Source organism: Nonomuraea sp. NPDC049480, from assembly GCF_044465905.1.
In the GTDB taxonomy this organism is placed as follows: domain Bacteria; phylum Actinomycetota; class Actinomycetes; order Streptosporangiales; family Streptosporangiaceae; genus Nonomuraea.
Window position 1 is genome coordinate 17727 of sequence record NZ_JBITMD010000009.1, and the last position, 21408, is coordinate 39134.

Below are 21408 nucleotides of genomic sequence, written 5' to 3' on the forward strand. Positions count from 1 at the left end.
GGGCGGAGACTTCAACGTGTTCATGGTCGCCGCCGGCTGGGTCGCCAGCCTTGCCATGTTCTCTGCACGGAGGCCCGCCACCCCCGGATGGGGTGGCGGGCCTGCGCGACTCTCCTAACAGATCATGACGCCGCCACCTTCGCGGTCAGCGAGCCGGTCTTGTCGTTCTGCGGGTTGAAGACGATCGTGTACGTGCCCGTGTCGGGCAGCGTCGTCGCCGAGATGGTGCAGTTGCGCCCGCAGTAGGGCGAGCTGCCCAGCGCTGTCCCGTCCGGCTTCACCAGCGAGACGCGCACGTCGGTCGAGCCGGCGAAGGTCGTGCCGGTGAAGGTGACGGCCACCTTCTGGCCGGCGGTGCCGGTGAAGGTCCAGCTCCCGTTCTGGCCCGGGGTCGTGGTGGTCAGGGTGGAGGCGGCGCCGCCGATGGTGATGGCGGCCGGGGCCAGGTCGGTGACCCGGTAGGCCCGCAGGGTCAGCTTGCCGGTCTTCTCGTCCTGCGGGTCGAACTCCACCGTGTAGGTGCCGGCGACGGGCAGGGCCACCGGCTCCAGGAAGCAGTTCTTGCCGCAGTACGTCGGCGACACCAGCACCGTGCCGTCCGGCTTCTTCACCGACACCCGCGCGTAGGTGGAGCCGGTGAAGCTCGCGTCGGTGAGGTTGAACGACACGAGCTGCCCGGCCGTCCCGGTGAACGACCAGACGCCGTTCTGGCCGGGCATCGTCGTGGTCAGCGTCGAGGCAGCGCCGCCGACGGTGACGTTCGCGGCCAGGTGGGCGACCGCGTACGCCGCCAAAGTCAGCTTGCCCGTCTTGTCGTCCTTCGGGTCGAACTCCACCGTGTAGGTGCCGGCGACGGGCAGGGCCACCGGCTCCAGGAAGCAGTTCTTGCCGCAGTACGTCGGCGACACCAGCACCGTGCCGTCCGGCTTCTTCACCGACACCTGGGCGTCCACCGAGCCGGCGAAGTTCGCGTCGGTGAGGTTGAACGACACGAGCTGCCCGGCCGTCCCGGTGAACGACCAGACGCCGTTCTGGCCGGGCGTCGTCGTGGTCAGCGTCGAGGCGGCGCCGCCCAGGGTGACGTTCGCGGCCAGGTGGGCGACCTCGTGGAGCTGCAGGGTGATCGAGCCCGTCTTGGCGCTCTGCGGCCTGAACTCGACGGTGTAGACACCGCCGGCCGGCAGGACCACCGGCTCCAGCAGGCAGTTCTTCCCGCACGGGGTGTCGTTGACGAGCACGCTGCCATCCGGCTTGCGCACCGCCACGTACGCGTCGTACAGGCTGGTGAGCGTCGAGGCGGTGAAGTTGAACGACACCCGCCGACCGGCGGCGCCGGTGAACGACCAGACGGCCTTCTGCCCGGCCCCGACGGTGGTGAGCGTCGAGGCGGGCCCGCCGATCGAGGTCGTCGCGGTGACGTCGCCCTCGGTGAGCTGCGCGGTCAGCGAGCCGGTGAGCGCCTTGCGCGGGTCGAACAGGATCGTGTACGTGCCGGTCGCCGGCAGGGTGACCGGGTCGAGCATGCAGACCTTGCCGCAGGAGGTGTCCTGCCGCAGGACGGTCCCGTCCGGATCGAGCACCGAGACCGCCGCGTCGGACGCGAGGGAGAACGTGCCGTCCAGGAACGCGATGTTGACGTACTGGCCCTCGGCGCCCGAGAAGGTCCACCTGCCGTTCTGGCCGGGGACGGTCGTGGTCAGCCGGGAGGTCGCGCCGTCGATCGCGATCGTGGCGGCCGCGTCGTCCACCTGGTACGCCCGCAGCGTCAGCGCGCCGGTCTTCGACCCCTTGGGCCGCAGGTCCACCGTGTACGTGCCGGTCGCCGGCAGGGTGACCGGCTCCAGCAGGCAGCCGGTGCCGCAGTTGGTCTCGGCGACCAGGTCGGCGCCGTCCGGCTTCCTGACCTTGACGGTGGCGTCCGCGGCGTAGGTGAAGGTGGAGCCGGTGAAGTCGAACGACACCCGCTGCCCGGCCGAGCCGGTGAACGTCCACACGCCGCGCTGCCCCGGGATGGTGGTGGTCAGCGTCGCCGCCGCGCCGTTGACGCTGATCGGCGCGGTGACGTCCGGCGGCACGATGTTGAGCCCGGCCGAGATGGAGCCGGTCTGGATGCCGGCCGGGTCCACCACCACCTGGTACTCGCCGTTCACCGGCAGCACGGTCGTGTCGAAGTAGCAGGAGGCCGCGCAGAACACCGACGGCACCAAGACCGAGCCGTCGGGCTTGCGCATGAACGCGTTCGCGCTGCTGAACGTGCCGCCGGAGAAGGTGACCGAGACGCGCTGACCGGCCGTGCCCGCGTACGTCCAGATCGGGTACTGGCCGGGACCCTTCGTGGTCAGCTTGACGGCGGGGCCGTCCGCCGTGAGCGTCCCGGTGACGTCGCCGACGGTGACCTGCGCGGTCATGGAGCCCACCGCCGTGCCGGACGGATCCAGCACGACCGTGTAGACGCCGTTCACCGGCAGCGACACCGTGTCGAACGCGCACGACGTCTTGCAGAAGGTCGAGTCGAACAGCTCGGTGCCGTCCGGCTTGCGCACCAGCGCGTACGCGCTGCCGAACGTCCCCTCCGTCAGCCCGAACGCGACCCGCTGACCCGCCGTGCCGGCGAACGACCAGACGGCGACCTGCCCAGGCCCGGTCGTGGTCAGCTTCACCGGCTCGCCGCCGGCGGTCAGCGTGCCCTTGGCGTCGCCCTCGGTCACCTGCGCGGTGATGGAGCCCACCGCCGTCTGGGACGGGTCGACGACGAGCGTGTAGGTGCCGTCGACCGGCAGCGCGACCGTGTCGAACGCGCACGACGTCTTGCACCAGGTCGACCTGAACAGGTCCGTGCCGTCCGGCTTGCGCACCGACGCGTACGCGCCGCTGAACGTGCCGTCCGTCAGGGCGAAGGCGACGCGCTGCCCGGCCGTGCCGGCGAACGTCCAGTAGGCCCGCTGCCCCGGCCCGGTCGTGGTCAGCTTCACCGGCCCGCCACCGGCGGTCAGCGTCCCGGTGACGTCACCCTCGATCACGCTCGCCGTGATCGGCCCCGTGTGCAGGTCGGTGGGGTCGACGAGCAGCGTGTAGGTACCGGTCGCGGGCAGCGTGGTGGTGTCGAAGGCGCAGGCCGCCGGGCAGTAGGTGGAGCCGAACAGCCGGGTGCCGTCCGGTTTGCTGATCGACGCACTGGCGGCGCCGGTCAGGCCGCTGACCGCGAACGCCACCCGCTGGCCCTGCGTTCCGGCGAACGACCAGGACGCGGTCTGCCCGGGGACGGAGGTCGTCAGCGTGGACGGGGCCCCGATCGCGACCGTGCCGGTGACCGCGCCGGGCACCCCGTGCAGCCGCAGCGCGATCGAGCCGGTCTTGGCGTCCTTCGGGTCCCACACCACCGAGTACGTGCCGGTCACCGGCAGCGTCTCGGTGTCGACGAAGCACTCCTTCCCGCAGGACTCCTGCGCCAGGATCCTCCCGTCCGGCCCGCGCAGTTGCAGGGTGGCGTCACCGAGGGAGGACAGCGTGCCCTCGCCGAGGACGGCGGAGACCTTCTGCCCGGCCGTGCCGGTGAACGTCCAGGTGCCGCGCTGGCCCGGGTCGGTGACCTGGATCGGCACCTGGGGCCCGTCGATCGCCGCGGTCGTGACGACGTCGGCCCCCAGCGTGTTCACGCTGAGCTTGTACGGGCCGAACACGTCGTTCCACGGGGAGACGCGCAGCCGGTAGGCTCCGGCGGCCAGCCCGTCGACGCGCTTGGCTCCGCACAGGTTGGAGGTGGCGGCCTTGGCGCCCGCGGCGTCGAGCAGCTCCCACCTGAGTCCGAACCCGGGGCACTCCTGCGCGTTGACGAAGATCGAGGCCGACTGGGCGAGGGTGAACTGGTACTCGTCCACCGCGACCTCGCCCTCCAGGTTGCCCGCGCCCTCGCCGGGCACGCCGTCAGAGGCGGTGAACGGCAGCGCGACCGCGAACATCTGCGGCGGGACGACGTCGAGGTCGAGCGTGACGTTGTCGACGCCGTACGCCTGGTTGGAGATGCCGGCCGCGCCGATGGCCGAGACCTTGACCTCGATCTGGCTCTTCTTGTGGGTGATGGGCGCCGTGACGCGGTACTTCGTCCAGGGCAGGCCGTTGGCCAGCGTCCCGGACGCGATGGGCGTCAGCTCGCTGGGCGTGATCGTGTGCGGGTCGCCGCGGTCGATCTCGACCTTGACCGTCTCGGTGTCGGAGTCGGACGACCAGTCGCCGACCGCCAGCAGGTCGAAGCCGAGGGTTCCGCTCTTGTGCGGCGGCAGCGACTGCACGAAGAACCGGTAGGAGTCGTCGCCGCTGAACGGTCCGGCGAACGAGCCCGCGGAAGGATCGGCCGAGACCCGCGAGGGCAGCACGTTCTTGCCGAGCGTGCCGTCGAAGTCGACCGTCAGGTCGCCGTTCGCGTTCACGACCTGCGTCGCCGGGTCGATGCTCACCGTCTTCTGCTCGGCGGCGGCCTCGGCGAACGAGGTGTCCGCGGTCAGCGCGATGTCCAGGATGCAGTCGTTGAACGGCACGCCCGGCTGGACGCCGCTCTCCTCGCACTGCGCGCTCGCGAGCTGCATCTGCTCGGGCGTCAGGTCGTGGATGGTGACGATGCGGGAGGGGAACTGCAGGTTCGTGAAGGTCGCGGTGCTCTCGCCCGGGCCGTAGGTGAACATCGACTCGGTGTCGTCGAGCCGCCACGAGTTGGCGTAGTCGGTGTGGAGCTGGGCGGGCGTCGCGTTGGCGGGCAACTGGGTGCCGTCACGCAGCTTCAGGTCGTTCTTCGGGTCGCCGTCGGCGTTGCCGAGCAGGCCCACGAGGTCGCTGTCGGCGGACGGCGGCAGGTAGATGCCCGCGGCGCCGCGCCTCCAGGACAGGACGGGTCCTTCCAGGCCGTCGAACATGACGAGCCACTTGCCGTCCTTGCGCAGGATGAACGCGTCCTTGCCGAGGTAGAGGATCTTGTCGGTGGCGAGCGTGAACTTCTGGCCGTCGATGTACAGGTCGTCCTCGTGGAACTCGACCTTGTGGTCACCGGCCTCCATCGCGGCGTCGAACATCACCGACACGTCCCGCCCGCCGCTGGCGGGGCTGAGCCGGCCGTGGATCTCCAGGCCGTGCTTGTCGGAGTTGGCGAGGAGGAACTCGCCCACGGACTGCAGGTCGTAGCCCAGGCCGTCCAGGGTGGTGAAGTGCGGCTCGCCCTTGACCAGGCCGCCGTACTCGGAGAAGTACCACAACAGGATGAGCACGACCAGCGCGCTCACGCCGAGCGCCAGCGCCATCTCGACGGTGGCGAAGCCGGCCGCGCGCAGGAACAGCACGCCCTGCGGGGTTCTGAGGAACGCCACGGTGGAGGCGGTCAGCGCGGCCGCGGCCGCCGCGGCGCTGCCGTATCTGGCCACGTCGTTGTTGTTCTGGGAGCCGGAGTCGCCGCGGGGAGTGGTGAGGCGGTCGATAAGCTGGCGCAGGCCAGGCGAGATGGGCCAGTCGCGGTCGTCGTCGTTCTCGTCCAGCTCGGGGATGTCGGCGGGCGGGCTGCCCGGCGTGGGCTGCCGCTTGTTCTGCTCGCACTTGCGCTCCTTGCGCACCTCCTCGATGTGCAGCAGGCCGGGAACGGGCGAGAGGGCCCGGTACGTGGAGAGCTGGTAGCCGTCCTTGTCGCCCACCTTGCACGAGGCGTTCTTGCTGTAGACCTGGAACCAGTCATCGTAGGTGCCCCAGCGGTTGAGCACCGTGCCGGCGGTGACGTTCCTGACGCCGTCCTGGGTCAGCACATTGACGTACCGGACGACCTGCCCGCCCCAGCCGGAGTAGTCCGGGTTGTCCTTGACCTTGGCCTCGATCACCTGGCCCCAGTTGTTGCCGGCGCGATCGTAGTAGATGATGTCGGGCCGGTCGCTGCCGCCGCTGAGGGTCGGCTCCCACTGGATCTCGGGGTTGATGAGCCCGCCGCCCCCGCCGATCTGGTCGCTGAGGTACTTGATGGCCCGGGCCTGCCCGATGGCCTCGATGCCGCCGGACGGGCTGCACTCGTTGGGCTGCTGGTAGATGTGGGTCCCGAGCACGGGACGGTCACGCAGGCACGCCTCGTTGATGCGGCGGCGCGTGGAGTACATGTGGTTGAAGACGCAGCGTTTCTGGCCGCTGCGGCCGTTGGACCAGTCGTTGCTGTTGGGGGAGCACGCGGTGGCCGCCTCCGCCCACTTGGGTAATAACAGCTCGTGCACGGGAACGAGGAACCCGGCCACGAGCACGGCCACCATGATCACGCAGAGACGCCGCACGCTTACCCCGAATCAAGAGAACATAAGTCTGGCAGCGGGACGGTACACCAATAAGATCGTTTTGCGGTAGATGCCGGGATCTCCCCAAATCTGTGATCTTTGACTAGGCTGCCCTCCGGATCAGCAAGAGGAGATGTCGTGGTCGTCGACCGGTCATGGGAGATCACATTCGACGCGCTGGCCGCACGGCCGGTGCGCGCGGCCAGGATGGTCCTGGTGGCCCGAGGGCCCGACCGGGCCACCGTGATCGTGCTGGACGCCGATAGCGACGCGTTCGTGACCGTCCCCGGCCTGCCGGCGCACCTCGCGCCGGAGACGGTGTCGCTGTCGAGCGACGGCACCCGGCTCGTGTACACGGCGCGCCAGGACGACGGCGCCGGACCGCCCCGGGTGGTGCTGCACACGCTCGCCACCGGCGCCCTCCAGGAGTTCACCTCCGACGACTACCTGCGCGCTGCCCTCTCGCCGTACGGCGACCAGCTCGCCGTACTCGCCGACCTCTCGAACGGCCCCGGCATCCCCGGCGTCGGCGACGAGGTCGCCGGCATCGTGCTGATCGACACCGGCACCGGCGACCGGCGCACGCTCTGGGCGGCCGAGGGCTACTGGGAGGAGGCCTCCATAAGCTGGTCATCCGATGGGCTGCACCTCGCGGCGACGTACCTGACGCTGGACGACGTCCTCACCACCGTCGTCCTCGACCTGTCGGGCAAGGAGGCCGGCTCCTTCGCCGAACGAGTCGCCCTGCCAGGCCCGCACTCCGTCTGGGCCTCCGAGCGGGAGCTGATCGTCTACCCGGAGCCCGACGACGAGAGCCCGCTGATCGCGATCGACGTACCGACCGGCGGCGAGCGCCGCTTCACCCGGCGGAGCTTCGACGGTTACCTCGCCATCAGCGGCGGCCGCGTCGTCCGGCCGGGCTCCGCCCCCGGACGGCTCGTCACCGCCGACCTGAACGACGGCGACGAGCGGCCCTTCCTGACCATCGGCCCGGAGGTCTCGATCGAGGCCCTCGACATCGTCTCCTAGCCGGTGCGGACGGCGCGCCCGCGTCGTGGACGATGCTGGTGCTGCCCGTGCTGGCGCTGGCGATTCCGCAGGTCGGGTGGAACGCCCGGATCGTTCGCGGCGCTCTCGCCGACGAGGCCAAGGCTCCCCATGTCGCCGCTGTTCGCGCTGGAGAACTTCGGCGAACCGGCCGAACAAATCCGCGACCGCGTCGCCACCGGGATCGACGAACACGGGCTACGCGCCCTGACCGACCGGCGACTGCAGGACCTCTCCGGCGGCCAGCAGCAGCAGGTCGCCTGCGCCGCCGCGACCGCCCACCACCCGTCCCTGCTGCTGTTCGACGAGCCCACCTCAAACCTCTCCGCCGCCGCGGTCGAACGCTTCACCGCCACGCTCGCCCGGCTCCGGGCCGGTGGAGCGACCATCGTCATCGCCGAGCACCGGCTGCACTACCTGCACGGCATCGCCGATCGGGTCATCGTCATGCGCGACGGCCGTATCGACGCCGAATGGACCGGCGAGGAGTTCGCCGCCCTCGACGACGACACCCTGCGCGCGAAAGGACTTCGCAGCCTCAGCCCGCCCCCACGCCCGACAACCCTCCAGGTCCAGGCGCACGGGCCCAGCATCGACCGCGACGCCGTCCCCACGAGCACCACGACCGGTGTGAACCTGCGCGACATCCGCTGCGCCTTCCATGGCCGCCGCGTGCTCGACATCGACGAAGCCCATCTCCCTGCCGGAGCGATCACCGCCGTCACCGGCCCGAACGGCGCCGGCAAGAGCACGCTCGCCCGCATCCTCACCGGCCTGCAACGTCACGAAGGCGAGGTACTCCTCGACGGGCGCCGGCTCAGCCGGGCACAACGGCAGCGGGCCAGCGCGATCGTCATGCAGGACGTGCAACGACAGCTGTTCACGGACAGCGTCGACGCCGAGCTCCGGCTCGGCGCGTCCCCCGCCGATGAGCGTTCCGGCGCGCTCCTGAAAGGCCTCGACCTCGCCGCTTTGACGGACCGCCACCCGCTCTCGCTCTCCGGTGGCCAGCAGCAGCGCCTCGTCGTCGCCGCGGCCCGGCTCAGCGCCCGCCGGATCGTCGTGTTCGATGAGCCCAGCTCCGGCGTCGACCGCCGCCACCTGCACTCCATCACGCAGGTGATGCGCGACCTCACCGACGACGGCGCGGTCGTCCTCCTCATCAGCCACGACGACGAACTCCTCGCACTCGCCGCCGACCAAGAACTCAGACTGCGTCCCATCGACGCGTAAAGCACGGCCCCAGACCGGCCTGCCCGCCCTGGCTTCCGTTGTGGCAAGAAGGTGCGCGCCTGCTCGCCATGGCAGCCCATGGCTCAGCCGCACTGGGAAACGGCAGCGAATGTGCCCAGCGGCTGATCCGCGCGGAGGGCGCGCTTAGACATCGTTCCCAACACGTACCCCGGTGTGGACCGGCCCATACGACGAGGCCACGCTAGCGCTCGATACGGCGCGATCGATGCTGCTGCTGGGAGAGCTAGCCGAGGCGCAGCGCCAAGCGCGCCGATTTCTCAAGCTGCGCTCAACGGACCGAACCCGCAGCAGAGCTTTTGGCCAGCTGGTCCTGCGCGACCAGCTGGCGGCGCTCAGGTCCCCGGGCGCTGCTTGATCCCCGCCTCCAGCAGGCTGACCACCTCGGCGATCCGCTGTGCCCGCACCTCGGGCCGGCCCTTGGTGGCGTCGATCCAGCGCAGGAAGGCCCGCCGGTAGAACTGGGCGAGCGAGTCGAAGAAGGCGCCCGCCGCCGGGCTGGCCTCCAGTGCGGCGGCGACGTCCTCGGCAAGGTCGGCCCGCTGCGGCCCCTCTGGGGTGAGCACCACGCTCACCTGCGTGCCGGGCTCCAGGCCGCAGCGCAGCCAGGCCGGGCCGAGCAAGAAACCGCGTTGCCCACGGTGCTCGACGATCACGGCGCGGATGCCCATCCCGTTCAGCGTGCCCGTCACATGATGGACCGGCTTGGGCGCCCATACCTGGTCCGGGTCGAACGGCACGGGGACGAACAGGCGCCCCCGCCCGCCCGGCCGGCTGTCGGCGGTGTAGTGCTGTTCCTGCACGCCTTGATCCTGCCACGCCGAGCGCCACCAGCCGAGGACTCACGCGGTGGACAGGATGCGGCAGATTCCCCCAGGCCCGCACTCGGCCGGGTCGACGCCTTGGGCCCGCTGGTGCAGGCCCTGCAGCACGGTGCGGGCTGCGAGCAGGTCGGTGATGCGCTGCTCGACGTGCTCCAGGTGGGCCTCGATCAGGGTGGTGACGTGCCGGCAGGGCGGCCGGGGCCGACGACGGTACCCAGACGGTGGGCGACGGCGAGGCCTACGACACCGTCATGCGCGCCCGCCGCTTCGCCGCCAGCCGCGGCCAGAACCTGGCCCGCACCGAGCACCTGCTGTTCATCCTGGCCACCGACCCCGGCTGTTCGGCCCACCGCATCCTGGACGACCTCGGCATCGAAGCCGCCACATCAAAAAAGGAACTCGCCGACTGCATCCCGCCCCCGCCCCAGTCCGGCCGACGCGGACGCAAGCTCGGCAAGCGCGAGCCCGGCACCCGCGCCTGCTCGTTCTGCGGCTGCACCGACCCGCACCGCGCCATGGCGCTCGCCGAACGGCTAACGCAGGGGCAGCAGCCTGGGTACCACGCGAACGTAGAGGACCATGCCCACTACCTCCACCAGGGTCTGGGTGACCACGACCGCCGCGGCGATGGCCATGTGGTCGGGCAGCGCCAGCGCGAGCGGCAGCACGACCAGGGAGTTGCGGGTGGCGCCGGTGAACACGATCGCCCGGCCAGCCGGCACGTCGAGCCGGAACAGGCGGGCGACGGTGAGGCCGGCGGCGGCCATCGCGACCAGGAACAGCACGTAGAACGGCACCACCGCGGCCAGGTTGACGTCCAGCTTGGGCACCTGGGAGGCGACTACCGTGATCAGGGTGGCGGCCATCAGCGGCACCATTGCCGCACCCGCCCCGTGAGCGACCGCGCGCCCGGCCGGACGGCGGGCCGCCCACGCCTGGGTGAGCCAGGCCAGCGCCAGCGGGATGACGATCAGCACCACGAACGCCTCGACGAACGGCCCCGGCTCGACGATGTGGGTCAGCTCGGCGCCCATGAACGCCACCAGCAGCACCGGCAGCAGGACCATCTGGGCGAGCAGCAGCAGCGGGGTGGCCGCCAGCAGCCGCTGACTGTTGCCCCCGGCCAGCCCGGTGAAGACGATCACGTAGTCGACACACGGGGTCAACAGGACCAGCAGCACGCCCAGCCGCACCGCTTGATCCGTGGGCAGGAAGGCGAACATCGCCGCGACCACCAGCGGCACCACAACGAAGTTCACCATCAGCGCGGCCGCCAGGAACCGGCCTGCGCGCAGCGAGCGCACCAGCTCGGCCGCCGGCACCTGCAGGAAGGTCACATACAGCAAGGCCGCCAGCACCGGGTTGATCGCATGCTCCAGCGCCGGTCCCAACCTGGGAGCGGCCCAGCCCGCTGCCGCGCCGGCCGCGATCGCTCCCACGTAGACGACGACCTGATGATGCTCCATCCCCGCAACCAGGCCCGGCGTCTGTGCCTGCTGCGTCACCTGTATCTTCTCCTGCTCACGCCGCCTCATCAGTCGAGGCGACGGTATCGGCCGCGCCCTGCCGCTTCAGCGGCGGGCCACGATGTCGCTTGCGCCGAGGGCGGTCGGTGCAGGTCTGTGCCGGGCGGTTCAGCACCCGCAGCCGCTCCCACCGAGTGGTTCGCAGCTGCTGGATGATCGTGACGGTCGCCTCTCGTGCTGTGCGGCTGGCGCCGATGAGGGTGGCAGAGGCGGGGCCGGTCCAGTCGCCGTAGCCGAGCAGGTGCAGACGTGGCTCGCCTACGGCTCGGGTGCCTTCGGTCGCGATGAGCCCGTCAGGGCCGCGCAGCCGCAGCGGCGCCAGATGGCCCAGGCCAGGGCGAAAGCCGGTGCACCAGATGATGACGTCGGCATCCAGCGTGGTGCCGTCGCTCCAGGCGATCCCTGTGGGTGTGAGGCGGGCGAACATCGGTTCGGCCTTGAGCGCTCCCCGGTCGCGAGCCTCACGTACGGATGGGACGGCGACGATGTCACCCAGGTCACCGATGCCGGGTGCGGCTTCACCGGTCTGGACTGCTCTGTGGCGGCGGGTGGCCAGGTCGAACAAGGCGCGGCCGTCAACCTCGTCAGGAAGCAGGCGCGGCGGGCGCAGAGTGGTCCAGGTGGTGTCCGCGACGGTGGAAAGATCGGCGAGGATCTGGGCGGCGGAGTTTCCGCCCCCCACCACGACCACGCGCTGACCACGGAAGGTCTCCGGGCCTCGGTAGCCGGCGGTGTGAAACTGCTGGCCACGGAAGTCGCCGATGCCCGGATAGTACGGGATATAGGGCCGCCACCAGGTTCCCGTCGCGCTGATGACGATCTTGGCCTGCCAGAGGTTCCTGTCGGTCTCCACGACGAGATGCCCGTCGCCACGCCGTACGGCGCGCGCCGTCGTGGGCCGGATGATCGGGAGCTGATAGCGCTGCTCGTAGTCGGCGAGGTAGGAGACGGTGTCCTCGGCCCTCGGGTAGCCGCCGCCGGGAGGCGAGGGCATCATGCGGCCGGGCAGCGAGCTGTACTGGGCGGGCGAGAACAGCCGTAGCGAGGGCCAGGCGTGCCGCCACGCTCCGCCCGGTCGGTCTTGGGCGTCGAGGATGACGAAGTCGGCCTTGGCGCGGCGCAGGTAGTAGCCGGCGGCTAAGCCCGCCTGGCCACCGCCGATGACCAGGACATCGACCGCACGGAGTTCATCGGTCATACGGGGGTGAGCTCCAGCTCACCGGGCCTGCTGGGCGCGGGCTCGGTGAGCGGCGCGAACAGGGCGCCCAGCTTGTTCACCGCTTCGGGGATGATCCGGTAGTAGACCCAGGTGCCGCGCCGTTCGCCATCGATCAAGCCCGCCGTACGCAAGACCTTGAGGTGGTGCGAGATCGTGGGTGCCGTCAGGTCGAAGGCGTCGGTGAGGTCGCACACGCAGGCCTCGCCTCCGGCATGGGAGCCGATCATCGACAGCAGGCGCAGCCGCACCGGGTCGGCGACGGCCTTCAGCATGACCGCCAGCTCGGCGGCGTCGGTCTCCGACAGCGGCTCGCGCGCGATCGGCGCGCAGCACTGGATCGTGACGGCGGTCATCCGTAACCCCTTACTTCGAAAACTATCGAAATCATACGCGATGGTAGGCGACCAAGACCAACGCGGCGATCACGCAGGCGGCGGCGACCGCGCCCATCACCCAGACGTAGCCCACCGCTTGAGCGAGCGCGACCGCTCCCAGCGGAGCGAGGGCCTTGTCGGCGACGGAGAAGGCGGCGATACGGCCGGACAACGAGGCGTAGGCGGCAGTGCCGTACCGGCCGACCAGCAGGTGCGGCAGGGTGATGGAAGCGATGCCGAAGCCCAGCCCGAATCCCAGCACGCAGCCGATGGCGCCCGGCACCGTGTGCCCCACCAGAGGCAGCAGCAGGACGGAGACACCCTGCAGGGCGAAGATCGCAGCGGCGATGAGTGCGGCGGGCAGGCGGCGTTGCAGACCGGTGGTGAGCAGGCGCCCGGTCACCGACAGCACGCCGAGAAGTCCGGCCAGCGTGGCGGCCAGGACGGGTGAGTGGCCGAGGTGGTTGAGGTAGGTGATGAGCAGCACCGCCATCACCGCCGCCGCGCCGCCGTTGGCGGTGAAGGCGATCACCAGCAGCCAGAACGGCCGCCGGCGGGTGGCGGCCTTGACGATGCCGGCCCGCTGTTCTGCTGTGGCGGGCTCGTGCTTGGCGTGGGTACGGCGGCGCAGGACGAGCGCGTGCAGGGGGATCGCGGCCACGCCGTAGATCAGCGCCAGGACGACCAGGGCCTGGCGCCAGCCGTACCACTGCACCAGCAGCCCGGTGAGCGGCAGGAAGATCGAGGAGGCGAAGCCGGCCACAACAGTGAGCGCGAGCAGGGCGCCTGCCCGGCCGCGTTCCCGGACAGGGCCGTCGAACCAGCTGACGATGACGGCGAAGGCCGACTCGTAGAGCACCATGGCGCAGGCGATGCCCATGGCGGCGAACACCGCGTACAGCTGCCACAGGCTCTCCACCCGCGACCACGCCAGCACGGCTGTCGTGCCGAGAATCGATCCGGCGGTCATGAGCCCACGGCCGCCGCGGGCATCCAGCCGGCGGCCGACCAGCGGCGCGCACAGCGCGGCGATCAGGATCGACAGGGTGAGCGCGGCGGCGATCTGAGCGTTGGTGGCGTGCAGGTCGCGGGCCATCGGCGCGAGGAAGACGGAGAAGGCGTAGTAGAGCACGCCGTACCCGATGGTCTGGGTGACGGCCAGCGCGGCGACGATCCGCCGGCCGTGGCCGGAACGCGGCTGACCGCCGCCCCTGGTTCCGGGGGCGGCGGTCTCGGTGGTGAAGCTCACTCCCGCTCGCTCGAGCACGAGATCAGGCGGCGGCCGTCCGCGGTCGTCGTCCACTCGTCACCCGTTGCAGCGATGAAGCCCTGAGCCTCCAACCGCCAGGCCAGAGTGCCGGCCATGCGGGCGATGGCCGGCGCGAAATCCGGGTTGGTGCTGGATCGCCGGGCGCTGATCAACTGACGGCCCAGCTCTTGTGTGTGCAACCGGCCGTGGTCGCAGATGAGGCGCAAGGCCTCTTTCTGGGCGGCGGTGGGGTATCCGTCTGACATGTCGATCCCTGCTTTCAGCCGCAGCAGCCGCCGCCGTCGTTGGAGGCGCCGACGGTGGCCAGGGGCAGCGGGGTGGCCAGCAGGCCACCGCTGATCCCGGTGGCCAGGCCTACACGCTGCTCCTGGGCCTCGGCGAGGTTGGAGGAGCACACGCCGGTCTCCGGCAGGTCGAGCTGCACGTCGCGAGCCGCCTCCCAGTCGCCCGCGACCGCGGCGACTACCGAGCGAACCTGCTCGTAGCCGGTGGCCATCAGGAACGTCGGGGCGCGACCGTAGCTCTTGACGCCGACGGCGTAGTAGTCCGGTTCGGGATGGGACAGCTCGTCGACGCCGTGCGCGGGCACGGTGCCGCAAGAGTGCTGGTTGGGGTCGATCAGCGGGGCCAGCTGCCGGGTGGAGCCGAGGATCGGGTCCAGGTCCAGACGCAGCTCGGAGGCGATGGAGTGGTCCGGGCGGTAGCCGGTCGCGGCCACGATGCGGTCCGCCGTGACGGACTGCTCGGCGCCGGACGGGTCACGGCTGACCACGCTCACCTGGTCGCCGCTTCGGGTGACGGAGTGGGCGAAGAAGCCGGTCAGCAGCTGGATGCGGCCCGACTCGACGTGGGCGCGCAGGCGAGTGCCGAGCGCGCCGCGTGCGGGCAGTGCGTCGGCCGCGCCGCCGCCATAGGTACGGCCGGCGCTGCCCGCGCGGATCGCCCAGGTGATGCGAGTGTCGTCGAGCTGCGCGAGGGCGAGCAGAGTGGTGGCGGCAGAGTGGCCGGCGCCCACGACCAGCGTGTGCCTGCCCTCGTAGGCTTCACGGTCGGCGCCGAGCACGTCGGGCAGGGCGTGGTCGACCAGCTCGCCTGCCTCCGCCTCGCCGTGGGCGGGCAGGCCGCTGGCACCCAGGACGTTCGGCGTGAAGTAAGTGCCGGAGGCGTCGATGATCGCGCGGGCCTGCAACTCCTCGCCGCCCTCGAGACGGATCAGGAACGGGACGTCTTCGCGGCCGTTGGTCCGGACCCGGTCATGGCCGAGGCGGCTGATCGCCGTCACCTTGGTGCCGAGCCGTACCTTGTCGCCGAACAGCTTGGCCAGCGGAGCGAGATAGTCGGAGATCAGCTCGGCGCCGGTGGGCAGCCACTCGGGGTCCGGCTCGCTCCAGCCGTCGGCCTCCAGCAGGCGCTTGGCGGCGGCGTCGATGTTGAACTTCCACGGGCTGAACACCCGGACGTGGCCCCACTGGGCGACCGAGGCGGCCATCTGCTCGCCGGCCTCCAGGACCAGGAATTCCAGGCCGCGCTCGGCCAGGTGCGCGGCGGCGGCCAGGCCGATCGGGCCCGCGCCGATGACCACGACCGGCAACGCGCTGGGCGCGGCGTGTGCCACGATCTGCTCGATCTCGACGGCGGTGGTGCCGCAGCATCCGTCACTCATGATTGCCTCTCCTGAATTCGTCGGGTCTCAGCGGAAGAGCAGGGAATTGGTGCGGGCGCGGTCCACCAAGGCGCTCGCGCGGCAGCCGGCGTCACAGACCTCACCGCGGGCCTCGTCGAAGGTGACGTCCACTGTGGAGCGGAACCGGCGGAGCAGAGCGCGCATCGCGCACCTCCTGTTTAGAAGATTGTCGAAGTAGTTGATAGATTGCCTCATTGATTCGAGGTATGTCAAATTAGACGAGCACCTAACTTGCGAGGTGCATCCATACCGGCCCGGCCGCGTCTACCCGAATGAATCGTCCGAACCGACATGGAGGCACCCGATGACCAGCCCGTGCTGCACGCCCACCGCACAGGAAACCTGCTGCGCCCCCGAAGCCAAGGCCGCGTGCTGCGGCACCGCTGAAAGCGCGGCGCCCGCCGAAGCACCCAGCCGCTGCGGCTGCCAGTAACCACCCGACAGGAATCTCACCCATGACCCAGGCCGACCCCGCCGCCCTCTGGCAGCAAATGCGCGAGCGCCTCGTCGCCTTCGTGGCCCACCGCATCGACCAGCCCGCCGACGCCGAGGACATCGTTCAGGAGGTCTTCTTGAAGATGAGCCAAACCATCGACGGCGTCCGGCAGCAGGAACGGCTGGAGGCCTGGGTCTACCAGATCACCCGCAACGCCATCATCGACCACCACCGCCGCTCCTCGACGATCGCCCGAACCCGCGCCCAGGCCGCCGCCGACCGCAGCCTGCGGCCCGGCGAGATCGACGCCGAGGAGTCGGCGCTGCTGGCGCAGTGCCTGAAACCGCTGGTCACAAGATTGCCGGAGCCGTATCGCGAGGCGATCACCCTAACCGAGTACGAGGGCCTGACCCAGGCCGAGGCCGCTCGGCGGGCCCGCATCTCCGTCCCCGGCATGAAGTCGCGGGTGCAACGCGCGCGCAGGCAGCTAGGCGACCTCCTGACCGCGTGCTGCCAGGTCGAGCTCGACGCACGCAAGGCGGTCCGCTCCGTCGAGAACCATGGACCCTGCCCCTGCTGAACCTCAGCCGCAGCCGCCGCTCGGCCCGCAGTCATCCGGCGGGCAGCACGCCTGCAGGCCGGCCTGCAGATCACTCAGCGCCCTGCCGATCCTGGCGGGGTCGGCGCGGTAGTAGACCGTCTTCCACTCCCGCCGCGAGGTCAGCACGCCGCCGTCGCGCAGGGTCGCCAGGTGGGTGGAGGTGGCCGACTGGGCCAGTGACATGCGCTCGGCGACCTCGTTGACGGTCAGCTCGATCCCGCCGGAGAACAGCATGAGGATCTGCTGGCGGGTGTCGCTGGCCATGGCCTTGAGGAAGCCGCGCGCCGCGTCGGTCAACTCGATGTCGCTCGCCATCTCCATAGGATGACCCTACTCCATCATATTGTCATTTCTTTATGTGACGATATGATGCGCGGCATGGACACCATCGTCATCGGCGGCGGCCAGTCAGGCCTGGCCGCCGCCCGATCCCTGCGCAACGCCGGACTCACGCCCGTCATCCTCGAGGCAGGCGAGCGGCCCACCGGCTCCTGGGCCCACTACTACGACAGCCTCACCCTGTTCTCGCCCGCCCGCTACAGCTCGATGCCGGACCTGCCCTTCCCCGGAGACGGCGACCACTACCCGCACCGCGACGAGGTCGTCGACTACCTGCACCGCTACGCCGACAGCCTGGACGTGGAGATCCGCACCGCCACCCGCGTCAGCGCGGTGGAATCCGACGGCGCCGGCGCCTTCCTGATCCACACCGAAGCAGGCGACACCCTGCGCACGGCAGGTGTCGTGGCGGCCAGCGGCTCCTTCGGCAACCCGCATGTTCCCGACCTGCCCGGCCGCGGCAGCTTCACCGGCCAACTCCTGCACGTAGCCGACTACCGCAGCCCCAAGCACTACGCCGGACAGCGGGTCATCGTCGTCGGCGCCGGCAACTCCGCCGTCCAGGTCGCCTACGAACTGGCCGAGGGCGCCACCGTCACCCTGGCCACCCGGCAGCCGATCCAGTTCATGCCCCAGATGATCGGCGGCAAGGACGCCCACTACTGGCACACCACCACCGGCTTCGACTCCCTGCCCCCACAGTGGCTGGCCTGCATCGCCACCGGCACGCTCGTCATGGACACCGGCGACTACGCCGCCGCCCTCCAGGCGGGCAGGATGGACCGGCGCCCGATGTTCACCCGCTTCGACGGCGAGCACGTCATCTGGTCCGACGGCACGCCCGAGCAGGTCGACGCGGTCATCTTCGCCACCGGCTACCGGCCAGACCTGGACTACCTGCGCACGCTCGGCGCTCTGGACGCCAGCGGGTTGCCGCTGCAGGTCGGCGGCCTGTCGACCACCCACCTGGGGCTCAGCTACGTGGGCCTCGAATTCCAGCGATCGTTTGCCTCCAACACCCTGCGCGGGGTGCACCACGACGCCGCCCACATCGCCGCCCCGATGGCCACCTACGCCAGTGGCGCCCTGGCCGCCTACGGCCTGTGACATGTGGTCCCCGCCGGTCACCCCGTCGCGTTGCAATCTGGATCATGACCAACCCGGCCAACCTCAGTCCCGGCCGCACGGCCCGGCTGGAGGAGGTGCTGAGCTGTTGCCCGGAACTGAAGCAGGCGGCCGAGCACGTGCGTGCCTTCGCCGACCTGCTCACCCAGCGCCAGGGACACCGGCTGGCCGACTGGATCGACGAAGTCCGCGCCAGTGATCTGCAACACCTGCGCTCCTTCGCCGAAGGGCTGCTCATCGACCACGACGCCGTCACCGCCGGGCTCACCCTGCCCTACAGCAACGGCCGCACAGAGCGTCACCACGGGAATCTTGGCAGAGCCCTTCAGGTGACAAGCTCGCCGTTCCCGGTGGCCAAGGCGTAGAAGGTGCCGTTGGCGTGGATGAAGCTCGGGTCGGCGAAGTCGCGGTCGAGCTCGAGTGACACAGAGCTGGCCGCCGCTCCCGTTGCCGAGCCGTATATATCAAGAGGAGGGCGGTGGGCAGTACTCCTACCCGCCGTATGAGAGAAGTCGTCACCATGCGGATGCGGGGCAGCAAGGAAGCGACCGTGAACGGGAAGCCCGGGCAAACTTCTGCGGTAGGCCGGATCATCCTGAGGGCCGATACGGGGAAGTGATTCGCCGGTGAGACGCTTCGCGGGGCATGGCATCGCCTTATCCAGGTCCATTCCTCATGATGATGGCCAGCCACACTTTGAACTTCTGCCACCTTGAGGCGTTGGTGGGCAGGGTGGACCTCTCCGCGATCCGGGCGTACTCGTGGTCGAGTTGCCTTGGCTGACCGACGGTCCCTTCCGTCTCCTGTCGGCTCAGTTCCACCAATTCCTCACCCGTTCTCTTGTACGGCGGGCAGGTGCTGGCCTGTGACGTCCGTTTCGCGCTCGCAGCCCAGGGCATGCTGCTCAGCGAAGACCTGGGCCTGCCGGGCACACCCGACGCAGGAACTCGACGCCTACCGGCGCACCGTCGCCGGTGAGACACGGGTGGTCGTGGCGGCGATGACGGCGGCCGGTTACTCGATCGGCGATCCGCGTGACGAGGGCGTGCTGAACGTGGCGGGCCTGGACGCGTCGCTGCCGTTGATCGTGAACGGGTTCATCCGGTCGTAGCTCATGAGAGCTGCGCCGTACCACCGTGTGTTCAACGCGGGTCGATCCAGTCGAAGCCGTGCTCGAACGTCTGCCGGGCCAGCACCCGCTGCCCGGCGGCGCTGGGGTGGAAGTAGTCCCACTTGCTGACGTGGTCGAGGGTGAAGGGGTAGGAGAACACCGCGCCGCCGTCGGTGCGGCAGCCGGGGCCGTAGGTGGCGCACTCCTGGGCGGCGGCCCGGTTGTAGGCCATGACGCGCTCGCGGACCCGGTTGCGGCGCTGGGTGTCGGCCCGCCGGGTGGAGATCGGGTTGGCCAGCATCGCCGGGCAGATGCGGCCCAGCGTCCAGAACGTCCTGGCCAGCGGATTGTTCCTGCCCACCTGCCACAGCCGCCGCAGGTCCGGGATACTGGCGATGAGCACCCTGGCCCTGGGCATGCCGGCGCGCAGCTCGGCCAGCGCGGCCTGCAGCCGCCGCCGGTACGTCGGCACCGGCGTCATGGCCTGCTCGGTGCCGGCGCAGGCGTCCTGGGCGCCGATGAGGATCGTCACGTAGTCGGCCTTGGCCGCGACGGCCTTCTTCACCTGGCCGAGCAGGTCGGCGCTGGTGGAGCCGGGGACGGCGAAGTTGAGGTTGTGTTTGTGGAGCGTTCCAGACAGCTTCGACAGGCGCAGGTAGTGGCTGGTGACCTCCCGGTGGTCGCCGGCCGACCAGGAGCGGGAGGCGCAGGAGACGTACCAGCCGCAGGCGTTGAACCCGGTGGAGATGGAGTCGCCGAGCGCGGCCATGATCTCGGGCGCGGGCTGTGCGGCGGCCTGCGCCGTACCGGAACCGGAGACGACGATGACTGCGGCGAGGAGGGGGCACAGGCGAACGATCATGGGCCCAAGGTAGAGAGCCGATCACCGGGGCACCATGACCTCGGAGGAAGGTCTGTCATTTCAGGACCGACTTCATATGGCCGCTTGACAGGCCGAAGCCGATCAGGTTGGGCTGAATACCCGCTGACATCCGGTTTTTTCCGGGTTCGTTGGCCGTAACGTGGCATTCACGGGGGTCAGAGTCGAACATGTTCAGTTCCCGCATAGCATGTCTTGAGTGAGTGTCGCGCTCGGAACAACCCGCCCGCTACCGGTTCGCACCACACCGGTCGGCGACCCCGGTGACCTGCTGGCCTCTCTGCCCAGGACGGCGCCGTATGCCTGGATCAGGCACGGCGAGGGGCTCGTCGGCTGGGGCGAGGCCGCCAGAGTCTCCGTCCCTCCAGGCCAGGGCCGGTTCGCCTGGGCCCGCCAATGGCTGGCCGGCGTGTTCGGCGAGGCGCACGTCGACGACGCCGCCCGCACTCCCGGTTCCGGCCCGGTCGCCTTCGGCAGCTTCACCTTCGACGAGGACGCGCACGGCTCGGTCCTGGTCGTGCCGCAGGCCGTGCTGGCCCGCCGCGACGGCCGCGCCTGGCTGACCACGATCGGGAACGCGCCGCTGGAGACCTTCACGCCGGTCCGCGACCCGGGCCGCATCAGCTACGGCGACGGCGGCCTCACCGCCCCCGAGTGGGAGCACGTCGTGGCCCGCGCCGCCCGGCGGATCCGCGACGGCGAGCTGGAGAAGGTCGTGCTCGCCCGCGACCTCGTCGCCACCGCGGAACGGCCCATCGACGTGCGGCTGCTGCTGGCCCGGCTGGCCCGCCGCTACCCCGAGTGCTACACGTTCTCAGTCGCGGGGCTGGTCGGCGCGACGCCCGAGCTGCTCATCCGGCGCACGGGACAGGAGATCGAGTCGCTGGTCCTGGCCGGAACGACCGCGCGCGGCACCGGCCCGGCCGACGACCTCGCCCGCGGGGCCGCGCTGCTGGCCTCCGCGAAGGACCGCCACGAGCACGAGTGCGCGATCGCCTCGGTCCGCCAGACCCTCGCCCCGCTGTGCTCGTCGCTGGAGACGCCCGACGTGCCCGAGCTGCTGATGCTGCCCAACGTCCAGCACCTGGCCAGCCACGTCACCGGCCGGCTGGCCGACGGCGCGTCCGTGCTGGACGTGGTCGCCGCCATGCACCCGACCGCGGCCGTCGGCGGCACCCCGACCGACATCGCGATCAAGGTCATCCGCGAGCTGGAGGGCATGGACCGGGCCGGGTACGCCGGCCCCGTCGGCTGGATCGACGCCCACGGCGACGGCGAGTGGGGCATCGCGCTGCGCTCGGGGCTCGTCCACGGCCGCCGCGCCCGTCTGTTCGCCGGCGGCGGCATCATGGGCGACTCCGACCCGGCCGCCGAACTGGCCGAGGCGCAGGCCAAGTTCCGCGTCATGCAATACGCCCTGGAAGGCTGAGG

General features: G+C 70.4%; 18 protein-coding genes and 2 pseudogenes. 8 read left to right on the forward strand and 12 right to left on the reverse strand.

Going from position 1 to position 21408, the window contains the following annotated elements:
• Positions 1–122 precede the first annotated feature (122 nt).
• The gene (locus ACIBX3_RS25615; RefSeq protein ID WP_397121069.1) at positions 123–6290 is read right to left on the reverse strand and encodes a VWD domain-containing protein; all 6168 of its coding nucleotides are present in this window, start codon (positions 6288–6290) and stop codon (positions 123–125) included.
• A gap of 138 nt (positions 6291–6428) precedes the next feature.
• On the opposite strand from ACIBX3_RS25615, the gene ACIBX3_RS25620 reads away from it, so the two are divergent.
• Both ACIBX3_RS25620 and ACIBX3_RS25625 read left to right on the forward strand, forming a co-directional pair.
• The gene (locus ACIBX3_RS25620) at positions 6429–7319 is read left to right on the forward strand and encodes a hypothetical protein (protein WP_397121071.1); all 891 of its coding nucleotides are present in this window, start codon (positions 6429–6431) and stop codon (positions 7317–7319) included.
• Between the two features lie 129 nt (positions 7320–7448).
• On the forward strand, positions 7449–8570 hold the full coding sequence (locus tag ACIBX3_RS25625) for an ATP-binding cassette domain-containing protein (RefSeq protein ID WP_397121073.1): 1122 nt from the start codon (positions 7449–7451) through the stop codon (positions 8568–8570).
• 353 nt (positions 8571–8923) lie between these two features.
• On the opposite strand, the gene ACIBX3_RS25630 is transcribed toward ACIBX3_RS25625, so the two are convergent.
• Both ACIBX3_RS25630 and ACIBX3_RS25635 read right to left on the reverse strand, forming a co-directional pair.
• Positions 8924–9391, reverse strand: a complete 468-nt coding sequence (locus ACIBX3_RS25630) for a YdeI/OmpD-associated family protein (RefSeq protein ID WP_397121075.1) — start codon at positions 9389–9391, stop codon at positions 8924–8926.
• Positions 9392–9430: 39 nt separating this feature from the next.
• Positions 9431–9607: pseudogene (locus tag ACIBX3_RS25635) on the reverse strand (MerR family DNA-binding protein); the annotation flags it as partial.
• A 56-nt stretch (positions 9608–9663) separates the two neighbouring features.
• Between ACIBX3_RS25635 and ACIBX3_RS25640 the strand changes: the two are divergent.
• Positions 9664–9759 (forward strand): annotated as a pseudogene (locus ACIBX3_RS25640) (hypothetical protein); the annotation flags it as partial.
• Between the two features lie 186 nt (positions 9760–9945).
• Here the strand turns inward: ACIBX3_RS25640 and ACIBX3_RS25645 are convergent.
• Genes ACIBX3_RS25645 through ACIBX3_RS25675 form a run of 7 tightly spaced genes read right to left on the reverse strand, consistent with a single transcriptional unit; the run spans position 9946 to position 15629 of the window.
• A complete protein-coding gene (locus tag ACIBX3_RS25645; protein WP_397121077.1) occupies positions 9946–10917 on the reverse strand; it encodes a bile acid:sodium symporter in 972 nt (323 codons plus the stop codon).
• 16 nt (positions 10918–10933) lie between these two features.
• The gene (locus ACIBX3_RS25650; RefSeq protein ID WP_397121079.1) at positions 10934–12136 is read right to left on the reverse strand and encodes an ArsO family NAD(P)H-dependent flavin-containing monooxygenase; all 1203 of its coding nucleotides are present in this window, start codon (positions 12134–12136) and stop codon (positions 10934–10936) included.
• On the reverse strand, positions 12133–12510 hold the full coding sequence (locus ACIBX3_RS25655) for a metalloregulator ArsR/SmtB family transcription factor (RefSeq protein ID WP_397121081.1): 378 nt from the start codon (positions 12508–12510) through the stop codon (positions 12133–12135). Before ACIBX3_RS25655 ends, ACIBX3_RS25650 begins: the two co-directional genes overlap by 4 nt.
• 31 nt (positions 12511–12541) lie before the next feature.
• Positions 12542–13780 (reverse strand): MFS transporter, encoded by a 1239-nt coding sequence (locus ACIBX3_RS25660; RefSeq protein WP_397121083.1) that lies wholly within the window; start codon positions 13778–13780, stop codon positions 12542–12544.
• The gene (locus tag ACIBX3_RS25665) at positions 13777–14046 is read right to left on the reverse strand and encodes a hypothetical protein (protein WP_397121085.1); all 270 of its coding nucleotides are present in this window, start codon (positions 14044–14046) and stop codon (positions 13777–13779) included. The genes ACIBX3_RS25660 and ACIBX3_RS25665 overlap by 4 nt, the downstream gene beginning before the upstream one ends.
• Positions 14047–14060: 14 nt before the next feature.
• Positions 14061–15464 (reverse strand): FAD-dependent oxidoreductase, encoded by a 1404-nt coding sequence (locus ACIBX3_RS25670; RefSeq protein WP_397121087.1) that lies wholly within the window; start codon positions 15462–15464, stop codon positions 14061–14063.
• Between the two features lie 27 nt (positions 15465–15491).
• Positions 15492–15629: a hypothetical protein gene (locus tag ACIBX3_RS25675; RefSeq protein ID WP_397121089.1), complete on the reverse strand. Its 138-nt coding sequence runs from the start codon at positions 15627–15629 to the stop codon at positions 15492–15494.
• A 311-nt stretch (positions 15630–15940) separates the two neighbouring features.
• On the opposite strand from ACIBX3_RS25675, the gene ACIBX3_RS25680 reads away from it, so the two are divergent.
• Positions 15941–16501: a sigma-70 family RNA polymerase sigma factor gene (locus ACIBX3_RS25680; RefSeq protein ID WP_397121091.1), complete on the forward strand. Its 561-nt coding sequence runs from the start codon at positions 15941–15943 to the stop codon at positions 16499–16501.
• A 3-nt stretch (positions 16502–16504) separates the two neighbouring features.
• Here the strand turns inward: ACIBX3_RS25680 and ACIBX3_RS25685 are convergent, their stop codons facing one another.
• A complete protein-coding gene (locus tag ACIBX3_RS25685; RefSeq protein ID WP_397121093.1) occupies positions 16505–16837 on the reverse strand; it encodes an ArsR/SmtB family transcription factor in 333 nt (110 codons plus the stop codon).
• Positions 16838–16900: 63 nt separating this feature from the next.
• Here ACIBX3_RS25685 and ACIBX3_RS25690 point away from each other — a divergent pair, with 63 nt between their 5' ends.
• The 3 genes from ACIBX3_RS25690 to ACIBX3_RS25700 all read left to right on the forward strand — a co-directional run bounded on the left by ACIBX3_RS25690 (position 16901) and on the right by ACIBX3_RS25700 (position 19097).
• Positions 16901–17968: a flavin-containing monooxygenase gene (locus ACIBX3_RS25690; protein WP_397121095.1), complete on the forward strand. Its 1068-nt coding sequence runs from the start codon at positions 16901–16903 to the stop codon at positions 17966–17968.
• Between the two features lie 44 nt (positions 17969–18012).
• Entirely contained in the window at positions 18013–18351 is a 339-nt protein-coding gene (locus ACIBX3_RS25695; RefSeq protein ID WP_397121097.1) for a transposase, read from the forward strand.
• A 500-nt stretch (positions 18352–18851) separates the two neighbouring features.
• Positions 18852–19097, forward strand: coding sequence for a hypothetical protein (locus ACIBX3_RS25700; RefSeq protein ID WP_397121099.1), 246 nt, complete (start codon positions 18852–18854; stop codon positions 19095–19097).
• Positions 19098–19128: 31 nt separating this feature from the next.
• Here ACIBX3_RS25700 and ACIBX3_RS25705 read toward each other — a convergent pair whose 3' ends face one another.
• A complete protein-coding gene (locus tag ACIBX3_RS25705) occupies positions 19129–19959 on the reverse strand; it encodes an SGNH/GDSL hydrolase family protein (RefSeq protein ID WP_397121101.1) in 831 nt (276 codons plus the stop codon).
• Positions 19960–20176: 217 nt separating this feature from the next.
• Between ACIBX3_RS25705 and ACIBX3_RS25710 the strand changes: the two genes are divergently transcribed.
• The gene (locus ACIBX3_RS25710; RefSeq protein WP_397121103.1) at positions 20177–21406 is read left to right on the forward strand and encodes an isochorismate synthase MenF; all 1230 of its coding nucleotides are present in this window, start codon (positions 20177–20179) and stop codon (positions 21404–21406) included.
• The last annotated feature ends 2 nt before the right edge of the window (positions 21407–21408 follow it).

What these genes read in the sequence shown, in the direction of transcription:
- ACIBX3_RS25625 (WP_397121073.1), top strand. Translation starts at nt 7,449, where the DNA reads ATGTCGCCGCTGTTCGCGCTGGAGAACTTCGGCGAACCGGCCGAACAA.
- ACIBX3_RS25650 (WP_397121079.1), bottom strand. Translation starts at nt 12,136, where the DNA reads ATGACCGATGAACTCCGTGCGGTCGATGTCCTGGTCATCGGCGGTGGC.
- ACIBX3_RS25655 (WP_397121081.1), bottom strand. Translation starts at nt 12,510, where the DNA reads ATGACCGCCGTCACGATCCAGTGCTGCGCGCCGATCGCGCGCGAGCCG.
- ACIBX3_RS25665 (WP_397121085.1), bottom strand. Translation starts at nt 14,046, where the DNA reads ATGTCAGACGGATACCCCACCGCCGCCCAGAAAGAGGCCTTGCGCCTC.
- ACIBX3_RS25670 (WP_397121087.1), bottom strand. Translation starts at nt 15,464, where the DNA reads ATGAGTGACGGATGCTGCGGCACCACCGCCGTCGAGATCGAGCAGATC.
- ACIBX3_RS25675 (WP_397121089.1), bottom strand. Translation starts at nt 15,629, where the DNA reads ATGCGCGCTCTGCTCCGCCGGTTCCGCTCCACAGTGGACGTCACCTTC.
- ACIBX3_RS25680 (WP_397121091.1), top strand. Translation starts at nt 15,941, where the DNA reads ATGACCCAGGCCGACCCCGCCGCCCTCTGGCAGCAAATGCGCGAGCGC.
- ACIBX3_RS25685 (WP_397121093.1), bottom strand. Translation starts at nt 16,837, where the DNA reads ATGGCGAGCGACATCGAGTTGACCGACGCGGCGCGCGGCTTCCTCAAG.
- ACIBX3_RS25690 (WP_397121095.1), top strand. Translation starts at nt 16,901, where the DNA reads ATGGACACCATCGTCATCGGCGGCGGCCAGTCAGGCCTGGCCGCCGCC.
- ACIBX3_RS25695 (WP_397121097.1), top strand. Translation starts at nt 18,013, where the DNA reads ATGACCAACCCGGCCAACCTCAGTCCCGGCCGCACGGCCCGGCTGGAG.
- ACIBX3_RS25705 (WP_397121101.1), bottom strand. Translation starts at nt 19,959, where the DNA reads ATGATCGTTCGCCTGTGCCCCCTCCTCGCCGCAGTCATCGTCGTCTCC.